The following is a 14412-nucleotide window of genomic DNA, read 5'->3' as shown; positions in this document are numbered from 1 at the left end:
CGCCGCCCTCAGAACATGCTCTCGGGGATGATCAGCACATCACCCGGTTCGAGGCGGACATTGGCGGAGATGTCGCCATTCTTGAGCAGATCGCCGAGGCGGACCTTGTACTCGCGCTGCTTGCCGGTCGCCTTGTCGTAGCGCACCAGCCGCGCGCGATTGCCCGAGGCGAATTCGCTCAGGCCTCCGACCGCGATCATCGCATCGAGCGCGGTCATGTTGGCGCGGTACGGGATCGACGCCGGCTTCTCGGTCGCGCCGACGACGCGGATCTGCTGGCTGTAGGTGCCCGAGAAATTCTCGACGATCACCGAAACGATCGGGTCCTTGATATACTCGCCGAGCGCGTATTTGAGGTCGTCCGCGAGCATCGCCGGGGTCTTGCCCACCGCGGGCATGTCGCTGATCAGCGGGGTGGTGATCCGGCCGTCGGGACGCACCTGCACCTTGGCCGACAGCTCGGGATTGCGCCACACGAAGACGTTGAGCTGGTCCATCGGGCCGATGACATATTCATCGCTCGGCGCCTCGCGGGTCGCGACGCTGCCTGCGGGCGGCAGTTCGGGCCGGCTCCCCCCGGAGCACCCTGACAGCAAGGTGGCGATGACGCCAACCCCCGCCAAAACCCTGCCAAACGACTTGAAAACCATGTTCGAGCTCCCTCCCCGGCGAGGTCGAGCACGGCCGACGTCTCGGCCGCTCCCCCGCCTGGATCGGGGTCAGCTATGGTCTTCAGAGGTAAATATAGCGTTAGGCGTCGCCCGTACCGACCAGCAGCTCGCGCGCCGGGGGGTGGCCGAGGAACGCCGAAGGGCTCGCGCTGGCGCCATAGGCCCCCGAGGCGAAGATCGCGATGACGTCACCCACATCGGCCTTCGGAAGCGACACGCGGTCGGCGAGCCTGTCGAGCGGCGTGCACAAGGGTCCGACGATCGTCACGATCTCCTCGGGCGGATCCTGCATCCGATGCGCAACCGCGACCGGATAGTTGCGGCGAACCACCGTCCCGAAATTGCCGGTGGCGGCGAGATGGTGGTTGAGTCCGCCGTCGAGGATCAGGAAGGTCTCCCCCTGGCTCACCTTCCGGTCGATCACCCGCGCCAGATACACGCCCGCCTCTCCGATCAGCCAACGCCCGAGCTCGATCGCATAATGTGTGTCGAGCTTGTCGAGCTCGCCCGCCAGCGCCGCGCCGATCGCCTCGACGTCGAGCGCCACGTCGCCCGGGAAATAGGGAATCCCGAACCCGCCTCCGAGATTGACGAGAGGCGGCGCGCGGCGCGCTTCCTCGGCGATCCGCGCGGCCAGCAGCACCGTTGCTGCCTGGGTCTCGATCACTGCCTGGGTGTCGAGCGACTGCGATCCGGCGAAGATATGCAGCCCGCGCCACTCGGCCCCGCCGATGATCAGCCGCTTGACCAGCCCCGCGACATGCTTCGCCTCGACTCCGAAAGGCGAGGCGCGCCCGCCCATCTTCATCCCCGATCCGCGCAACTCGAAATCGGGATTCACCCGCACCGCGAGCTTCGGCCGCATCCCCAGCATCTCGCCGATCGCCAGCGCGCGCCGGCCCTCGTTTTCGGATTCGACATTGAGCGTCACGCCGGCACGGATCGCCAGCTCGATCTCGGCATCGCGCTTGCCCGGCCCCGCAAAGCTGATCGTCCCCGCCGCCATGACGTCGAGCGCTCTGTCCATCTCGCCCGCCGAGGCGACGTCGAGCCCGTCGACCAACGGCGCGATCGCCTTGAGCAAGGCGGGGAGCGGATTGGCCTTGATCGCATAATGCACCGCCACCCGCGCCGGAAGCGCTGCCCGCAACCGCGCGATCCGCGCGGAAACCACGCCGAAGTCATAGACATAGGCCGGCGTGGCCTCGCTCAACCAAGGCAGCGCGTCGAGATCCCGGAATTCGGCCGGGATCGGGCCGAAGGGCTTGGGAGTCATGCCAGCCCCGCCTTCAACGCCGTCCGATCGAGCTTGCCATTGGCATTCCTCGGCAATTCCTCCCGCCAGTCATATCGCGCCGGCTGCATGAAGCTCGGCAATTCGCGCCGCAGCCGCGCGCGCAGATCGTCCTCGCGCGAACGGTCGCCGCGCACCACCACGACGATCGCTTGTCCGAGCCGTTCGTCCGCGACTCCGAACGCCGCCGCCTCGGCGACCTCGCCGCCGCGCAGCACCGTTTCCTCGATCTCGCTCGGGCTGATCCGGTTACCGGCGCTCTTGATCATCTCGTCGTCGCGCCCGACGAAACGGAGCAGTCCCTCCGCATCCTCGATCACCTTGTCCCCCGACCACACCGCAACGCCGCCGCTTGTGGCGAATTCGGGGGCCGGACGGAAGCGTTGTGCGGTGCGCGCCGCATCCCGCCAATAGCCCTGCGCCACCAGCGGCCCGGCATGGACCAGTTCGCCCGCCTCGCCCGGCGCCGCCCGGCTGCCGTCGGATCGTACCACGACGACCTCGGCAAAGGGAATCGCCCGCCCGATCGACTCGGGATGCGCATCGACCAGCGACGGCTCCAGAAACGTCGATCGGAACGCCTCGGTCAGCCCGTACATCGGATAAAGATCCGCGTTCGGGAACCGGTCGCGCAACCCGCGCACCAGCCGCGGCGTCAGCGCCCCACCCGAATTGGTCAGCCGCTTCAGCCGCATTGCTGTCTCCACCGGCCATTCGGCCTCGAGCAATTGCACCCAGAGCGGCGGCACCCCGGCAAGGCTGGTGACGGCATGACGCTCGACTGCCTTCACCACGTCGCGCGCGGTCAGATAATCGAGCGGGATCACCCGTCCGCCCGCCGCCCATGTCGAGAAGAGCTGGTTCTGCCCATAATCGAAGCTCAGCGGCAGCACTCCGAGCACACGATCTTCAGAAACGATCTGAAGATAATGCGCCACACTGATGGCCCCGAGCCATAAATTGGCATGGCTGAGCATCACCCCCTTCGGCCGTCCGGTCGACCCCGAAGTATAGAGGATCGCCGCCAAGGCATCGGTATCGGCGCTCGAGGGCGACAACGCATCGTCCGCGACCAGCTCTTCCTCAATGACGACCCGACAATCCGACGGTACGTCCCCCGGCTCCAGCGCCGCGATCCGCGCGGCTTGCGTCACCAATATCCGCGCGCCGCTATCGGCGAGGATATGCGCCACCTGCGCGCGCTTGAGCACGGGATTGATCGGCACGTGCACCAATCCCGCGCGCGGCGCCGCCAGCGGCATCAGGCATGCCATGCGCGTCTTCGGCAGCCAGACGGCGACGCGTTCGCCCGCGACCAGCCCCTGCCCCGCGAGCCAATGCGCGATGCCGCCGATCCGCGCTTCAAGTTCGGCGTAGCTGAGCGTCCCCGCGCGATCCTCCAGCGCCACGGCATCCGCTTCGCCGCGCAACGGCAGCGTGTCGATCGGTTTCGGGACGGGATCGAGGGCAATCATCGCGACCGACCTTAGCCTTGGCAGCGCACCCGCCAAGCCTTACGGAAGCGAAAAATCGCTGGCAGGGGATAAGCATTGCAGCGCGAAGGGTTCGCAGAGGTTGAAGAAGCCGTGCGCGGGGTGCTGCGCGACGTGCTGGGATTGAGCGCGGAGCGCGCCGCGGCGTTTCATGAGGACACGCCGTTGTTCGGCGCGCTGCCCGAACTCGATTCGCTCGCGGTCGCGGGCGTGCTCACCGAGATCGAGGACCGGCTCGGCATCCTGATCGAGGATGACGAGGTCGATGGCGAGATGCTCGAGAGCTTCGGCGCGCTCACCCGCTTCGCTGCCGACAAGGCGCTCGGTTGATCGACCATTACGACTGGGCCGGCGGCGGCGAGGCGATGCTTCGCTTCGGCCCCGATATCGGCCCGGTCGTCATCGCGGCGCTGCCTTTGTTCGAGGAAGCCAATCGCACCCGGGCATTCGCGATGACGATCCTGCGCGCGCTGGCGGAGCGCGGGATTGCGGGTGCGCTGCCCGATCTGCCAGGCCAAAGCGAAAGCCTCGTCCCCACCGACGCCGTGCGCCTTGCCCATCTGCGTGACGCATTCGCCGCCGCCGCCCGCCACACCGGGCGCACCGCTTATGCGCTCGGCATCCGCAGCGGCGCGCTGCTCGATGCCACCGCGATGCTCGGCGGACGCTGGCATCTCGCGCCGAGCACCGGCCCCGAGCTGCTCCGCGAGCTCGAACGGCTGCGTCAGGCCGGCGGCGGTGCCGACTATGGCGGCAACTCCGTCTCCCCGGTATTGCTCGGCGAACTCCCCGCGGCCGGCGTCGCGGCGCAGAGCCGCACGGTCCGCCTCGAGAACGACGCGCGCCCTGCCGACCACCGCGTTCCCGGCGCGCCGCTCTGGCGCCGCGCCGAGCCCGACAACGACCCTGCGCTCGCCGCAGCGCTCGCCGATGACCTCGCCGCATGGGTGCGCGCATGCGAAGGCTGATCGAATTTCCCTGCGCCGGCGAGACACTGCTCGGCACGCTGGATGAAGCCGCCGGCACCACCGGTCTGCTGATCGTCTCGGGCGGCAACGAGATCCGCATCGGCGCGCACCGCGGCATGGCGCTGCTCGCCCGGCGCGTCGCCGAGGCTGGCCACCCGGTGTTCCGCTTCGATCGCCGCGGCATCGGCGATTCGACCGGCGGGAATCAGGGATTCGAGCACAGCGCCGACGACATCGCCGCCGCCGTCACGGCCTTTCGCGCCGAAAGCGGCGTCACCCGGATTGTCGCGTTCGGCAATTGCGACGCCGCCACCGCGCTCGCTTTCTTCCACGCGCAAGCCGGCGTGGATGCGCTCGTCCTCGCCAATCCGTGGGTGATCGAGGCGACCGACGATCTGCCCCCCGCCGCCGCGATTCGCGCGCGCTATGCCGAGCGGCTGCGCGATCCCGGGGAGTGGCTGCGACTATTGCGTGGCGGCGTGAATATTTCGAAATTGGCCAGCGGCTTGATCAAGGCTTCTCGAATACAATCTCAGCAAGGCGATGGCCTGCCGGGTCGGCTCGCATCCGCGCTGGCCGAAAGTCGCGTCCCAATCGCGGTCCTGCTTGCCAGGGGCGACAACACTGCGATCGCATTCGAGGATGCCTTGCGCGGCCCGGCCTTTGAAACTGCGCGTCTCAAGATCAAGATCGAACAGCTGGACAGCGCCAGCCACAGCTTCGCCTCGGCAGCCGACAAGGACTGGTTGTTCGAACGGGTAGTAGCGGCGCTCTGAACCGTCATCCCGGCGCAAGCCGGTACCTCAGGCGGTGGCCACGAGATCCCGGCTTCCGCCGGGATGACGGCTATTCCGCCGCTTCGGCGACCTGCTCGAAGTCCGCCTCGGCCAGAAACCGCTCGGCGTCGAGCGCGGCCATGCAGCCGGTGCCCGCGGCGGTGATCGCCTGGCGGTAATGCTTGTCCATCACGTCGCCGCACGCGAACACGCCGGGGACGTTGGTCCGCGTCGTTCCCTTGTCGACGATGATGTAGCCGTCGTCGTCGAGCGCGATATGGCCGCGGAACAATTCGGTCGCCGGGTGGTGTCCGATCGCGACGAACCCGCCATCCACGTCGAGCGTCGAAAGCTCGCCGGTCTCCATGTCCTTCAATTCGATCCCGACCAGCCCCGAAACGCCGCCGCCATCGATGAAACGCTCGACCTTCTTGTTCCACAAAGTGGTGATCTTGTCGTTGGCGAACAGCCGCTGCTGGAGGATCTTCTCGGCGCGCAGGCTGTCGCGGCGGTGGATCAGGGTCACGTCGCGGCTGTGGTTGGTGAGGTACAGCGCTTCCTCGACCGCGGTGTTGCCGCCGCCGATCACCGCGACCTTCTTGCCGCGGAAGAAGAAGCCGTCGCAGGTCGCGCAGGCGCTGACGCCCTTGCCTTTGAGCAATTCCTCCGAATCGAGCCCGAGCCATTTGGCCTGCGCGCCGGTGGCGATCACCAGGGTATCGCCGACATAGACGGTGCCGCTGTCGCCGATCATGCGGAACGGCCGCTGGCTCACATCGACTTCGACGATCGTGTCCCACAGCATCTGCGCGCCGACATGCTCGGCCTGGGCCTGCATCTCCTGCATCAGCCACGGCCCCTGGATCACTTCGCGGAAGCCGGGATAATTCTCGACATCGGTAGTGGTCATCAATTGACCGCCCGGCTGGATGCCCTGCACCACGATCGGCGCGAGCCCGGCGCGCGCGCCGTAAATGGCGGCGGAGAGCCCGGCGGGGCCCGAACCGAGGATGAGCATGCGAGTCGAGTGGGTGGCAGTCATTGTGTCTTCCGGAATCGGTGAGGGCCGCATCTAGGGGTAGCACGTCCCCCCACGCAACATGGGCACGCGCCGTGGGCGCACAATACTGTGGGCAAACAGCTTTGCCTTGCGCGTCGCTGATCCCGGGAAAACCAGGTTCTCTTGTCGGTCATTTCGCCGGGGTCGGTGCGAGCAGTCCGGCAAGTGCGCCGATCGCCGCAGAGCCGATAGCGATCAGTCCGTCGGGGATTTCTGCCTGCGATTTTTCCAGTGCGAGCCACAGCTGGGCGACAATGACTGCAAGTACGCTGATTCCGAGCACGACCACAGTTGCCTGATACACGAACGTATCAGGTATCGTCGTACGATGGATAGCTTCCCGCTCCGCATCTTTCACGATGGTCTTGACACCCTCGGGCGTGCCGGCTGCGGCCAGATCGGGTGCTCGCTCTTGCAGGATGTCGGCGAAGTTTGTGGTGAAGCTGGCCATACCGAATCTCCTTTTCATGCATTTCAGCCACTCGCGAACTCGGAGCCTAAGCATCCCGACTCTCATCGGCTCGCGGCGATCCAGCTCGCTGTCGCGCCATATATTGCCGTGGTGCACCAGGTCGTGAAGGCGTAGTTGAAGCCTCGCTTGTCGATCGAGGTGACAGAGACCTGCAGCCGGTGCGTATCCATCGGATTGGCACCCCCGATGTCTATGTTGCTCAATGCAATGGCAACCTTGGGAGTCACCTCGAAAGGATGTTCGAATTCGATGCGGCCGTTGGGCTGGCCGCGGGATGCGTCCGGTCCTTCCGGACAGCGCGTCATATCGAGAAGCGGGCGCGTGCCTGACGCTGCAATGGATATGACACCTGCCTGTACGCCAATCCGATCGAGACCCTCGGCCGTCGCCCGCCGCCGCACATCGACTTCCGCAATCCGCGCGGACAGCTCAGCCATTGTGGCAACGGGCACGCCATCCCGATTATATGCCTGCCATGGCAGCGTGATCTGATCGCCGCCGTCGTCCCGAACGATCGCCACAAAAGATCGCCGCGAGGAATCGGTCCGTCGGCAATTCAGGGTCGCCTGCGATGCTCCAAAGAGAGCGTAACGGATACCGCGTACGCCATTCCAGGAACAATTGACGTCGCTCGAGGACGAGTAGCTCAGATTTGCCGTGTTGCCGGACGCTTGCGGACGAAAATAGGCGATCACAACGAATTGCCCCGGAAGGACAGATGCCGGGTCGACACGAAAATGAACTTCGTGCCGGCTCATTATCACGCATTGCTCGTAGGCCGGGAATGCACCCGGCGCGATCGACTCGACATAGGATTGATACGCTGTACTCAAACGACTGAAACTGCTGTCGGCCGAGCAATAACGGCTCGCCACTTCCTCCGCCGAAGCGGATGACGAGTTGAAGGTTCCCGACAGAAACCTGTAGCTGGCGCTCAGCCCGATCGCCCGATTTGACGAACGCGCGTTACGATATTCGTTGCAGAAGTTCGCCGCGTGCTGCTCGACCTGATCGCGAGCCTGGACCATATCCGATCGAACCCGTGCAAGCGAGATGACACTGGTGCAATTATCCTGCGCAGCGGCCTGGCTCGCGTAACATACGGCCAATATCGACAAGAACAGCTTCATGGGGGCTCCCTCCTGCGTTTGATCCGGTCGCGAGCAGCGCCCGCGTCAGAGATATCGGCTCCGAACCTCCCTCGCCGGGAAACTCCCTCTGACGATGCCGGCGCGATGCTCGCAAGCGCCGCCTTGGACCGCTTTAGCAGGCGTTGGCCAACGACAGCCGTGACGGCGGTCACGCCTTTCCGCAGCCCGGTGCGCCGACATGGTACAGCAGTCGATTTTCAACTAACGTTTCGGATGGAGGACGCGGGGGCGTCGCAATGGCGGGGAGCAGTGACGACGATGATGTGGCTGGGCCGTCCGCCAGGCTCGCGCCCTTTCGCGCATTCATCAGCTACAGCCACGCCGATGGCAGGATCGCGCGCAATTTGCAGCGTCGCCTCGAAACCTACCGCGTGCCGCGCCGGCTCGCTGATCGGGTCGCGCCCCTCGGCAAGACTCGTGGGGCGGTCGGGCCGCTTTTCCGGGACCGGGAGGATCTGCCTGCCAGTGTGGATTTGAGCGAGGCGGTCAAGCAGGCAATCGCCCGCTCGCGGACGCTGATCGTGCTATGTTCGCCGGCAGCAGCGCAATCGCCCTGGGTGGCGCGCGAGATCGCTCTGTTTCGTTCTATTCATCCAGACCGGAAGATACTCGCTGCGCTGATCGCAGGCGCGCCTTCCGAGGCGTTTCCGCCCGCTCTATTTGTGGATGGCACAGAGCCGGTGGCGGCTGATTTTCGTCGGTCCGGCGATGGCTCGCGCCTTGCATTTCTCAAATTGGTCGCCGGCATGCTCGAGCTTCCGCTGGACGCGCTGATCCAGCGGGACGCGCACCGGCGGCAGCGACGCGTGACCGCCGTCACGGTCGCTGCGCTGGCGGTGGTGCTAGTGCTCGCAGCCATGACGATCCTCGCCATCTCCGAACGTCGCGAAGCCGAGCGCCGGCGCGCAGATGCCGAGGGGTTGGTCGAATTCATGCTGAGCGACCTGCGACCGAGGCTGGAGGGGGTCGGCAGGCTCGAAATCATGCGCGAGGTGAACCGGCGGGCGATCGGATATTACGAGGATCAGGGGGATCCGGAATCGCTACCGGACGACAGCCTCGAGCGGCGCGCCCGGGTAATCGGGGCAATGGGGCAGGACGACGAGAATGGCGGCCATCTCGACCTGGCGGAAGCGCGCTACCAGATCCTGCATCGCACCACCGAAGCGCTGCTCGCCAAACATCCTGGCGATCCCGCACGGACACTCGCGCATGCGCGTAGCGTGAACCGGCTCGCCCTCCTCGCGCTGACCCGCGGCCGCCTTGCCGAAGGCGACGCCCGCTTCCACCAGGTGCAACAGATGCTCGGCTCCATCGCCGCCTGGGGTCATACCCGGCCCGAATGGCTACGGCTGTCGGCGTTCGCGCATGGCAACCGCTGCGCGACGATGCTGAAGCGCGGCGTACGCGGGTCCGGCATCCTGGTCGACTGCCAGGCGGCGGTAGCTTTCACCGAGCAGCTCGCGACGATGCCACCTGCTGATCCGAGCGCATTCTATGATCTCGTTTTCCATTATCTCTGGCTCGCCAGAGCGCAGTTCGCCGCGGGTCGGCCGGTTTCCGCGCGCCGCTCGGAGACGCGCTACCTCGCCCTTGTGCGCACATTGGCCGCACGCGATCCGGACAACATGTTGTGGCGCGAGCAGCAGATGGAGCTGTACGTCCACCACGCCAGGATCCTTCGCGCCCGGGACGAGACCGCCGCGGCGCGCGTCTTTCTTCTCGAAGCCCGGAAAATCAACACCGCACTCGTTGCGCGTGACCGCAGCAATGCAGTCTGGAGCCGATATCGCAGTCGGATCGCACGTTTACTCGAAGGGGAGACTGACGATGGAGACGAATGAAGCAAGCGCTACCGCGGCAACCGGAACGCTACGTTATCTTCAGATCGGAGGCGACGATCTCGGAATCGCCACGGTTACGGAGGATCTGAAAAGAGCAGTGGTCGCAGGCGACATCGCCGCCGAACTGGAAAAGCTCGCCAAATCGGGACAGAAACCGGCCGGCAGCGAATGGTCGCGCGGGTGTTCAGCCGGCGGGAAGGAGTTCGCCGGCATTCACATCGCGATCGACCTGGAGGAATCCGGTCCATATGCGATCATGCTGCGACTCGAAGCTTCGTGGGGCGAATTTCCGGGCCTCAGATTCATCAAGGCCACGCCGTTCGTGGAGCTGCCCGTGAACGAACCGCATACAGAGATCTTTCTGGCCGCCTCAAAATGCTATGAAAACGACACGATGCCCGACGAACATCTGCGCTGGGCCTCGTTCACCTGCGACTTGACGAGAGCGCGTCAATCGTCGCTGGCCGACAAGATCACAAGCCTGCCCCCCAAATCGCACAACAACGCGCTCAGGGTGCCTTTCACCTACAACGCCGTCGACCCGGGCCTGGGATTTTCGCCATGGGTGCTCGGGGAACATGGAAGGCCGATCGTCACCCACGGCGGGGTGCATCCGCATGTCGCCAACTACCTGGTGATCGAACTGGATCCGAAGTCATGAAAGCCGCAGATCCACGCTGATTTGTCCAGGCTGGTCGAGGCGCCAGGAAACGAGGCAGGAGCACAAGCTGACCAACATCAGAATTCGAACAGGGGCAACGCAAATTGCAGATGGGCGAGCTTCAACCGTTTTCCCTTCAGCCCTTTTCGAAATCATGGCCCGGTGCGCGAGGATGCCCGACATGCTGAACGGCAGCTAGCCACCCAATCTCGGACATTTAAGCGCCGAACCGAGAGCGGACGTTTATGAGTTCACGACCTAGTTGCGGACGCGCGCTACCGCAACAGACTGCAACGCGCCGCGTCAGACCACGAGACTGACCCTCTGGGTCCGGCTCGTTCAATGCAACAAGTTCGACCCAAAAGCCCCGCAGGCGAGGCGCGGGGGCAAGCGCGGCGCTCGACGGCGAAACTTCATCTTCCCCCGCCGACCTTCGCCAGCAGGCAGCTGTCTCACGGTTTAGGGTTATGTAGTGGGTCGATCGCGAACGTTCTCAGCGCCCAATCGCCAATGGAGCCGGAGGCTACGAATGCAAGAATTCGTGTGCGCCTTGGCCCGGTATGGGGTAAAAAAAGGGGAAGTGGATCAGGCCCGGGGCTGTCCGGTCGCTGACGTTCGATCGTAAAGCCGACAGCTATTGCTGGCGCGTAAAGCTGCAAAGACAGCGTGGAGAGAGGAAGAGCATGGTAAAACTGCTCGGCATTCAGGGGACAGGCCCCAAGATTGTCCACAATCGGACGCTCACCTACACGGTCACCTTCTCCGAACCGGTCACCGGGGTTACCGCAAGTGACTTCGTGGTGAAGTCGACCGGCACCATCACGGGCTCCACTGTGACGGGCGTGACAGCCGTGCCGGGCACCGGCGGCTCGTCGTACACGGTCACCGTCCAGGCCGGCGTGGGCCTGGGCGACGTCTCGCTGGGCATATCGGGCACGCTGTTCAACGGATCCGACGTCCGGGGTTTCGTACCTGCCTTCACGGCTCCTGCATTTACCGCGACCCCCCTCGGGGCCCGTGAGGTCTCGGTCGGAGACCTCGACGGAGATGGCAAGCTCGACCTGATCGTGAGCTTTGCGGAATATGCGTCGCCCCATTTCGGGCAGGTGGCTTATTTCAAGGGCAAGGGAGATGGTACCTTCGGGCCGCTGACCAACATCATCCAGAGCAATACCACCGGCACCCAGATCGACATCGGCGACGTGAATGGCGACGGCAAACTCGACATCGCCATCCAGCTTTTCGACGGAAACCAGTTTTCAAATGGTACAAGCTATCTCAAGATCCTCCTGGGAGACGGCGCCGGCGGCCTCCTGCTGACGAATTCGTTCACCATGGCGAATTCCAATTACCAGAATCTCATGCTTCGCGACCTCAACCACGACGGCCGCGCGGACTTGGTTTCGCTCCGACTCACGTTTGAGGGTGGCCAGGTCAATTCTTCGGTGCTTTCGGTGCGGCTCTCGGATGCGGGCGGCGCACCCGGATCGGAAACGGTCTACAACCTGCCCGGCCGCGGCAACGCGCTGGCAATGGCCGACGTAAATGGCGACGGCAAGCTCGATGCGGTGGTGGGGACTTGGGGAGGATATTCGGTCCTATTCGGCAACGGTAACGGCACATTCCAGCCCACGATCAGCGAGTTCGTCCTGGGTGGCGTCAGAGCGCTCGCGGTAGGCGATGTGAACGGCGACGGCCTGATCGATCTCGTTTATTATGCCAATGACGAAAGCGGGAAGCTCCGGGTCCTGCTCGGCAATGGAAACGGGCCCTTCGCCCTTTCGCAGACGCTGACGGCCAACAAGGTTCCGACGGAACTCATCCTGCGCGACATGAACGGAGACGGGACGTCGGACCTTATCGCCAGCGGCTTCCAGGGTATCTCTCTGTTCGTGAATTCCGGGACCAGCTTCGAAGCGCGAGCGGATCTTCCCTTGAGCACGACCGGATGGCTCGGGATCGGTGATCTGGATGGCAACGGGACGCCGGATTTCGCGTTCTCCAATCCCAATGACCGCGGCATCGCTCCCAGCCTTCAGGTCACCGGTAGCTACCATGTCTACACGCCGAACGACTTCGATGGCGACGGCCGGGCCGATATCCTGTGGCGCGGCAGCACCGGCGCCACCGAGGTGTGGGAGATGAATGGCGTCAACAAGATCGGCGGCGGCAATACACATTCTCAGGCCCCCAACGCCTGGGCGATTCAGGCCTCCGGCGACTTCAATGGCGACGGCAAAGCCGACATACTGTGGCGCAACGATGCGGGCTCGAACGCCATCTGGCTGATGGATGGTGCACACGACATCGACCAAACCTTCTCAGCCACGGCTACCGACTGGAAAGTACAGGGGGCCGGCGATTTCAACGGCGACGGCACCACCGACATATTGTGGCGCAACAGTGCCACCAATTCGACAGAGATCTGGCTGATGAGAAACGGCGTCAATGTCGGCGGCACGACCACAAGCGCGCAGGCCGACGCCAGCTGGAAGATGCTCGCGACCGACGATTTCGATGGCGACGGCAAGGCCGACGTGCTGCTGCGCAAAACCGACGGTACGACGCGGCTCTGGTTCATGGACGGCACCGCGGTGAAGGGCACGAGCGGCAATACCGGTCCGCAGCTCGACAACAGCTGGACCTTTCAGAGCGCGGGCGATTTCAACGGCGACAGCAAAGCCGATATCCTGTGGCGGAACACAGACGGCCGAACGCAGATCCTGTTCATGGATGGCAAGAACACGGTCGGTGGCGGCGACACCTATTCGCAAACCGGCAATGCCTGGCAGGTCGAGAAGACCGACGACTATAACGGCGACGGCAAGGCCGACATCCTGTGGCGGAACACAGATGGATCCACCTTTGTCTGGCTGATGGACGGGACCAACGATATCGGCGGGGGCTTTACCGGCGCGCAGCACAGCAACGACTGGTTCGTGTACTGATCCGGTTGGGACCAAATGCCCGGATTGCGGGACCTTCGAAGCGGAGGGCCCGGCCAGGTTCAGCGCCGCCGGCCGTAAATCCTGACGAAGAGGGTAAGTTCGCCTGGAAACATCGCGCGCGCCTTCGCCGAAAGCACGGTCACGTGACCACAGTTCACGCCCGCGCTCAGGTCGATGCCGTCATAGGCCCAGATCTCCGGCCTGATCCGCGCGCGAAACCCTCACCTTCAATCAGCACGAGCACCGGTGCAGGTTTGCATAGCGCGCGACGGTCGACGCGACGCTTTCGACGCGAACGTTCCCGATCGCCGAAGCGGCCTCGCCCCGCGAATCGAAACTGGCAGGCACCAGCGGCCCAACCTGCCGTTGGCGGCGCGTCTGTCCTTGCACAGAAGAGGGTCGGACCTCGAAGGCCCAGCGATGCTGCAGCCAGTCGATGTCCGCGATAGACGACTCGAAATCGCGGGGCATGCGCGGAACATGATGAGAACATTCAGCGGAGTCCATCCCCGCGCGGGCTATTTGGCCGCGACTAGGCTGCCTTCTCGCCGTCCGTATCGTTGGCCGCCGCACCGACGGTCTGGCGCTCGCCGTGCCCGTCCTCGCCCAGCACCAGACGAGTGACATGGCGCTACTGCGCCGCCTCGGCCGCGAACACGACGCCGCCGCCACCGTCAAGCGCGGCCGACTGATTTTCTCCCGGATCGGCAAGGGCGCCACCGCCGCCGGCCGCGAGCTCCCCGGACTCACGCTTCGGCGCAGCGATGTCGGCCGCTATTCCTTTCGGCTAACCGCTTCTGCGTCCAGTCGCGTTGCCGGTTGCCCAACTAACGTCCGCTTCGCATACACGCCGCCCAGAACCTGCCTGTCCGCAACCGGCCCGAAAGCCGACCTAAACGGGCGGCGTAATCAACCTACATACCGATGAGCGCAACTGCAGGCGCCAGGGCATGCCACGGCGTTCCATCAAAGCCGGGAATAATTGTGGGACGAGATGTGGAGGTCAATTCGCCTTCATCGTCGAAAGTGGCGGAAATCTACCGATTTCCGCTTGACGATGGGGACCCCTACGGA

General features: G+C 64.7%; 12 protein-coding genes. 6 read left to right on the top strand and 6 right to left on the bottom strand.

The window, feature by feature from the left end; all coding sequences use genetic code 11:
• Window positions 1-8: 8 nt before the first annotated feature.
• From Q9Q95_RS03395 to Q9Q95_RS03385, 3 genes are all read right to left on the bottom strand, one after another.
• Complete coding sequence (locus Q9Q95_RS03395; protein WP_306093844.1) at window positions 9-650, bottom strand: XrtA/PEP-CTERM system exopolysaccharide export protein; 642 nt, start codon at window positions 648-650, stop codon at window positions 9-11.
• Window positions 651-750: 100 nt separating this feature from the next.
• A complete protein-coding gene (locus Q9Q95_RS03390) occupies window positions 751-1947 on the bottom strand; it encodes a pyridoxal-dependent decarboxylase, exosortase A system-associated (RefSeq protein ID WP_306093842.1) in 1197 nt (398 codons plus the stop codon).
• Window positions 1944-3440, bottom strand: coding sequence for an acyl-CoA ligase (AMP-forming), exosortase A system-associated (locus Q9Q95_RS03385; RefSeq protein WP_306093841.1), 1497 nt, complete (start codon window positions 3438-3440; stop codon window positions 1944-1946). The genes Q9Q95_RS03390 and Q9Q95_RS03385 overlap by 4 nt, the downstream gene beginning before the upstream one ends.
• A gap of 75 nt (window positions 3441-3515) precedes the next feature.
• On the opposite strand from Q9Q95_RS03385, the gene Q9Q95_RS03380 reads away from it, so the two are divergent.
• Genes Q9Q95_RS03380 through Q9Q95_RS03370 form a run of 3 tightly spaced genes read left to right on the top strand, consistent with a single transcriptional unit; the run spans window position 3516 to window position 5202 of the window.
• Window positions 3516-3788, top strand: a complete 273-nt coding sequence (locus Q9Q95_RS03380) for an acyl carrier protein (protein WP_306093840.1) — start codon at window positions 3516-3518, stop codon at window positions 3786-3788.
• Window positions 3785-4426: a hypothetical protein gene (locus Q9Q95_RS03375; RefSeq protein ID WP_306093838.1), complete on the top strand. Its 642-nt coding sequence runs from the start codon at window positions 3785-3787 to the stop codon at window positions 4424-4426. The genes Q9Q95_RS03380 and Q9Q95_RS03375 overlap by 4 nt, the downstream gene beginning before the upstream one ends.
• Complete coding sequence (locus tag Q9Q95_RS03370) at window positions 4414-5202, top strand: hydrolase 1, exosortase A system-associated (protein WP_306093836.1); 789 nt, start codon at window positions 4414-4416, stop codon at window positions 5200-5202. The genes Q9Q95_RS03375 and Q9Q95_RS03370 overlap by 13 nt, the downstream gene beginning before the upstream one ends.
• Before the next feature lie 70 nt (window positions 5203-5272).
• On the opposite strand, the gene trxB is transcribed toward Q9Q95_RS03370, so the two are convergent.
• The 3 genes from trxB to Q9Q95_RS03355 form a co-directional block, all read right to left on the bottom strand.
• Entirely contained in the window at window positions 5273-6244 is a 972-nt protein-coding gene (gene trxB, locus Q9Q95_RS03365) for a thioredoxin-disulfide reductase (RefSeq protein ID WP_306093833.1), read from the bottom strand.
• 148 nt (window positions 6245-6392) lie between these two features.
• Window positions 6393-6713: a hypothetical protein gene (locus tag Q9Q95_RS03360; RefSeq protein WP_306093831.1), complete on the bottom strand. Its 321-nt coding sequence runs from the start codon at window positions 6711-6713 to the stop codon at window positions 6393-6395.
• Between the two features lie 62 nt (window positions 6714-6775).
• Window positions 6776-7864 carry an H-type lectin domain-containing protein gene (locus Q9Q95_RS03355; protein ID WP_306093829.1) on the bottom strand — a complete coding sequence of 363 codons (1089 nt, stop codon included), beginning with the start codon at window positions 7862-7864 and terminating at the stop codon, window positions 6776-6778.
• A 257-nt stretch (window positions 7865-8121) separates the two neighbouring features.
• Here Q9Q95_RS03355 and Q9Q95_RS03350 point away from each other — a divergent pair, with 257 nt between their 5' ends.
• The 3 genes from Q9Q95_RS03350 to Q9Q95_RS03340 all read left to right on the top strand — a co-directional run bounded on the left by Q9Q95_RS03350 (window position 8122) and on the right by Q9Q95_RS03340 (window position 13338).
• Window positions 8122-9729 (top strand): toll/interleukin-1 receptor domain-containing protein, encoded by a 1608-nt coding sequence (locus Q9Q95_RS03350; RefSeq protein ID WP_306093827.1) that lies wholly within the window; start codon window positions 8122-8124, stop codon window positions 9727-9729.
• Complete coding sequence (locus Q9Q95_RS03345) at window positions 9716-10390, top strand: hypothetical protein (RefSeq protein WP_306093825.1); 675 nt, start codon at window positions 9716-9718, stop codon at window positions 10388-10390. The genes Q9Q95_RS03350 and Q9Q95_RS03345 overlap by 14 nt, the downstream gene beginning before the upstream one ends.
• 683 nt (window positions 10391-11073) lie before the next feature.
• A complete protein-coding gene (locus tag Q9Q95_RS03340; RefSeq protein WP_306093823.1) occupies window positions 11074-13338 on the top strand; it encodes a VCBS repeat-containing protein in 2265 nt (754 codons plus the stop codon).
• Window positions 13339-14412 lie beyond the last annotated feature (1074 nt).

The organism is Sphingomonas sp. DG1-23, assembly GCF_030730875.1.
GTDB lineage: Bacteria > Pseudomonadota > Alphaproteobacteria > Sphingomonadales > Sphingomonadaceae > Sphingomonas.
This window is presented reverse-complemented; position numbering and strand designations above follow the sequence as displayed.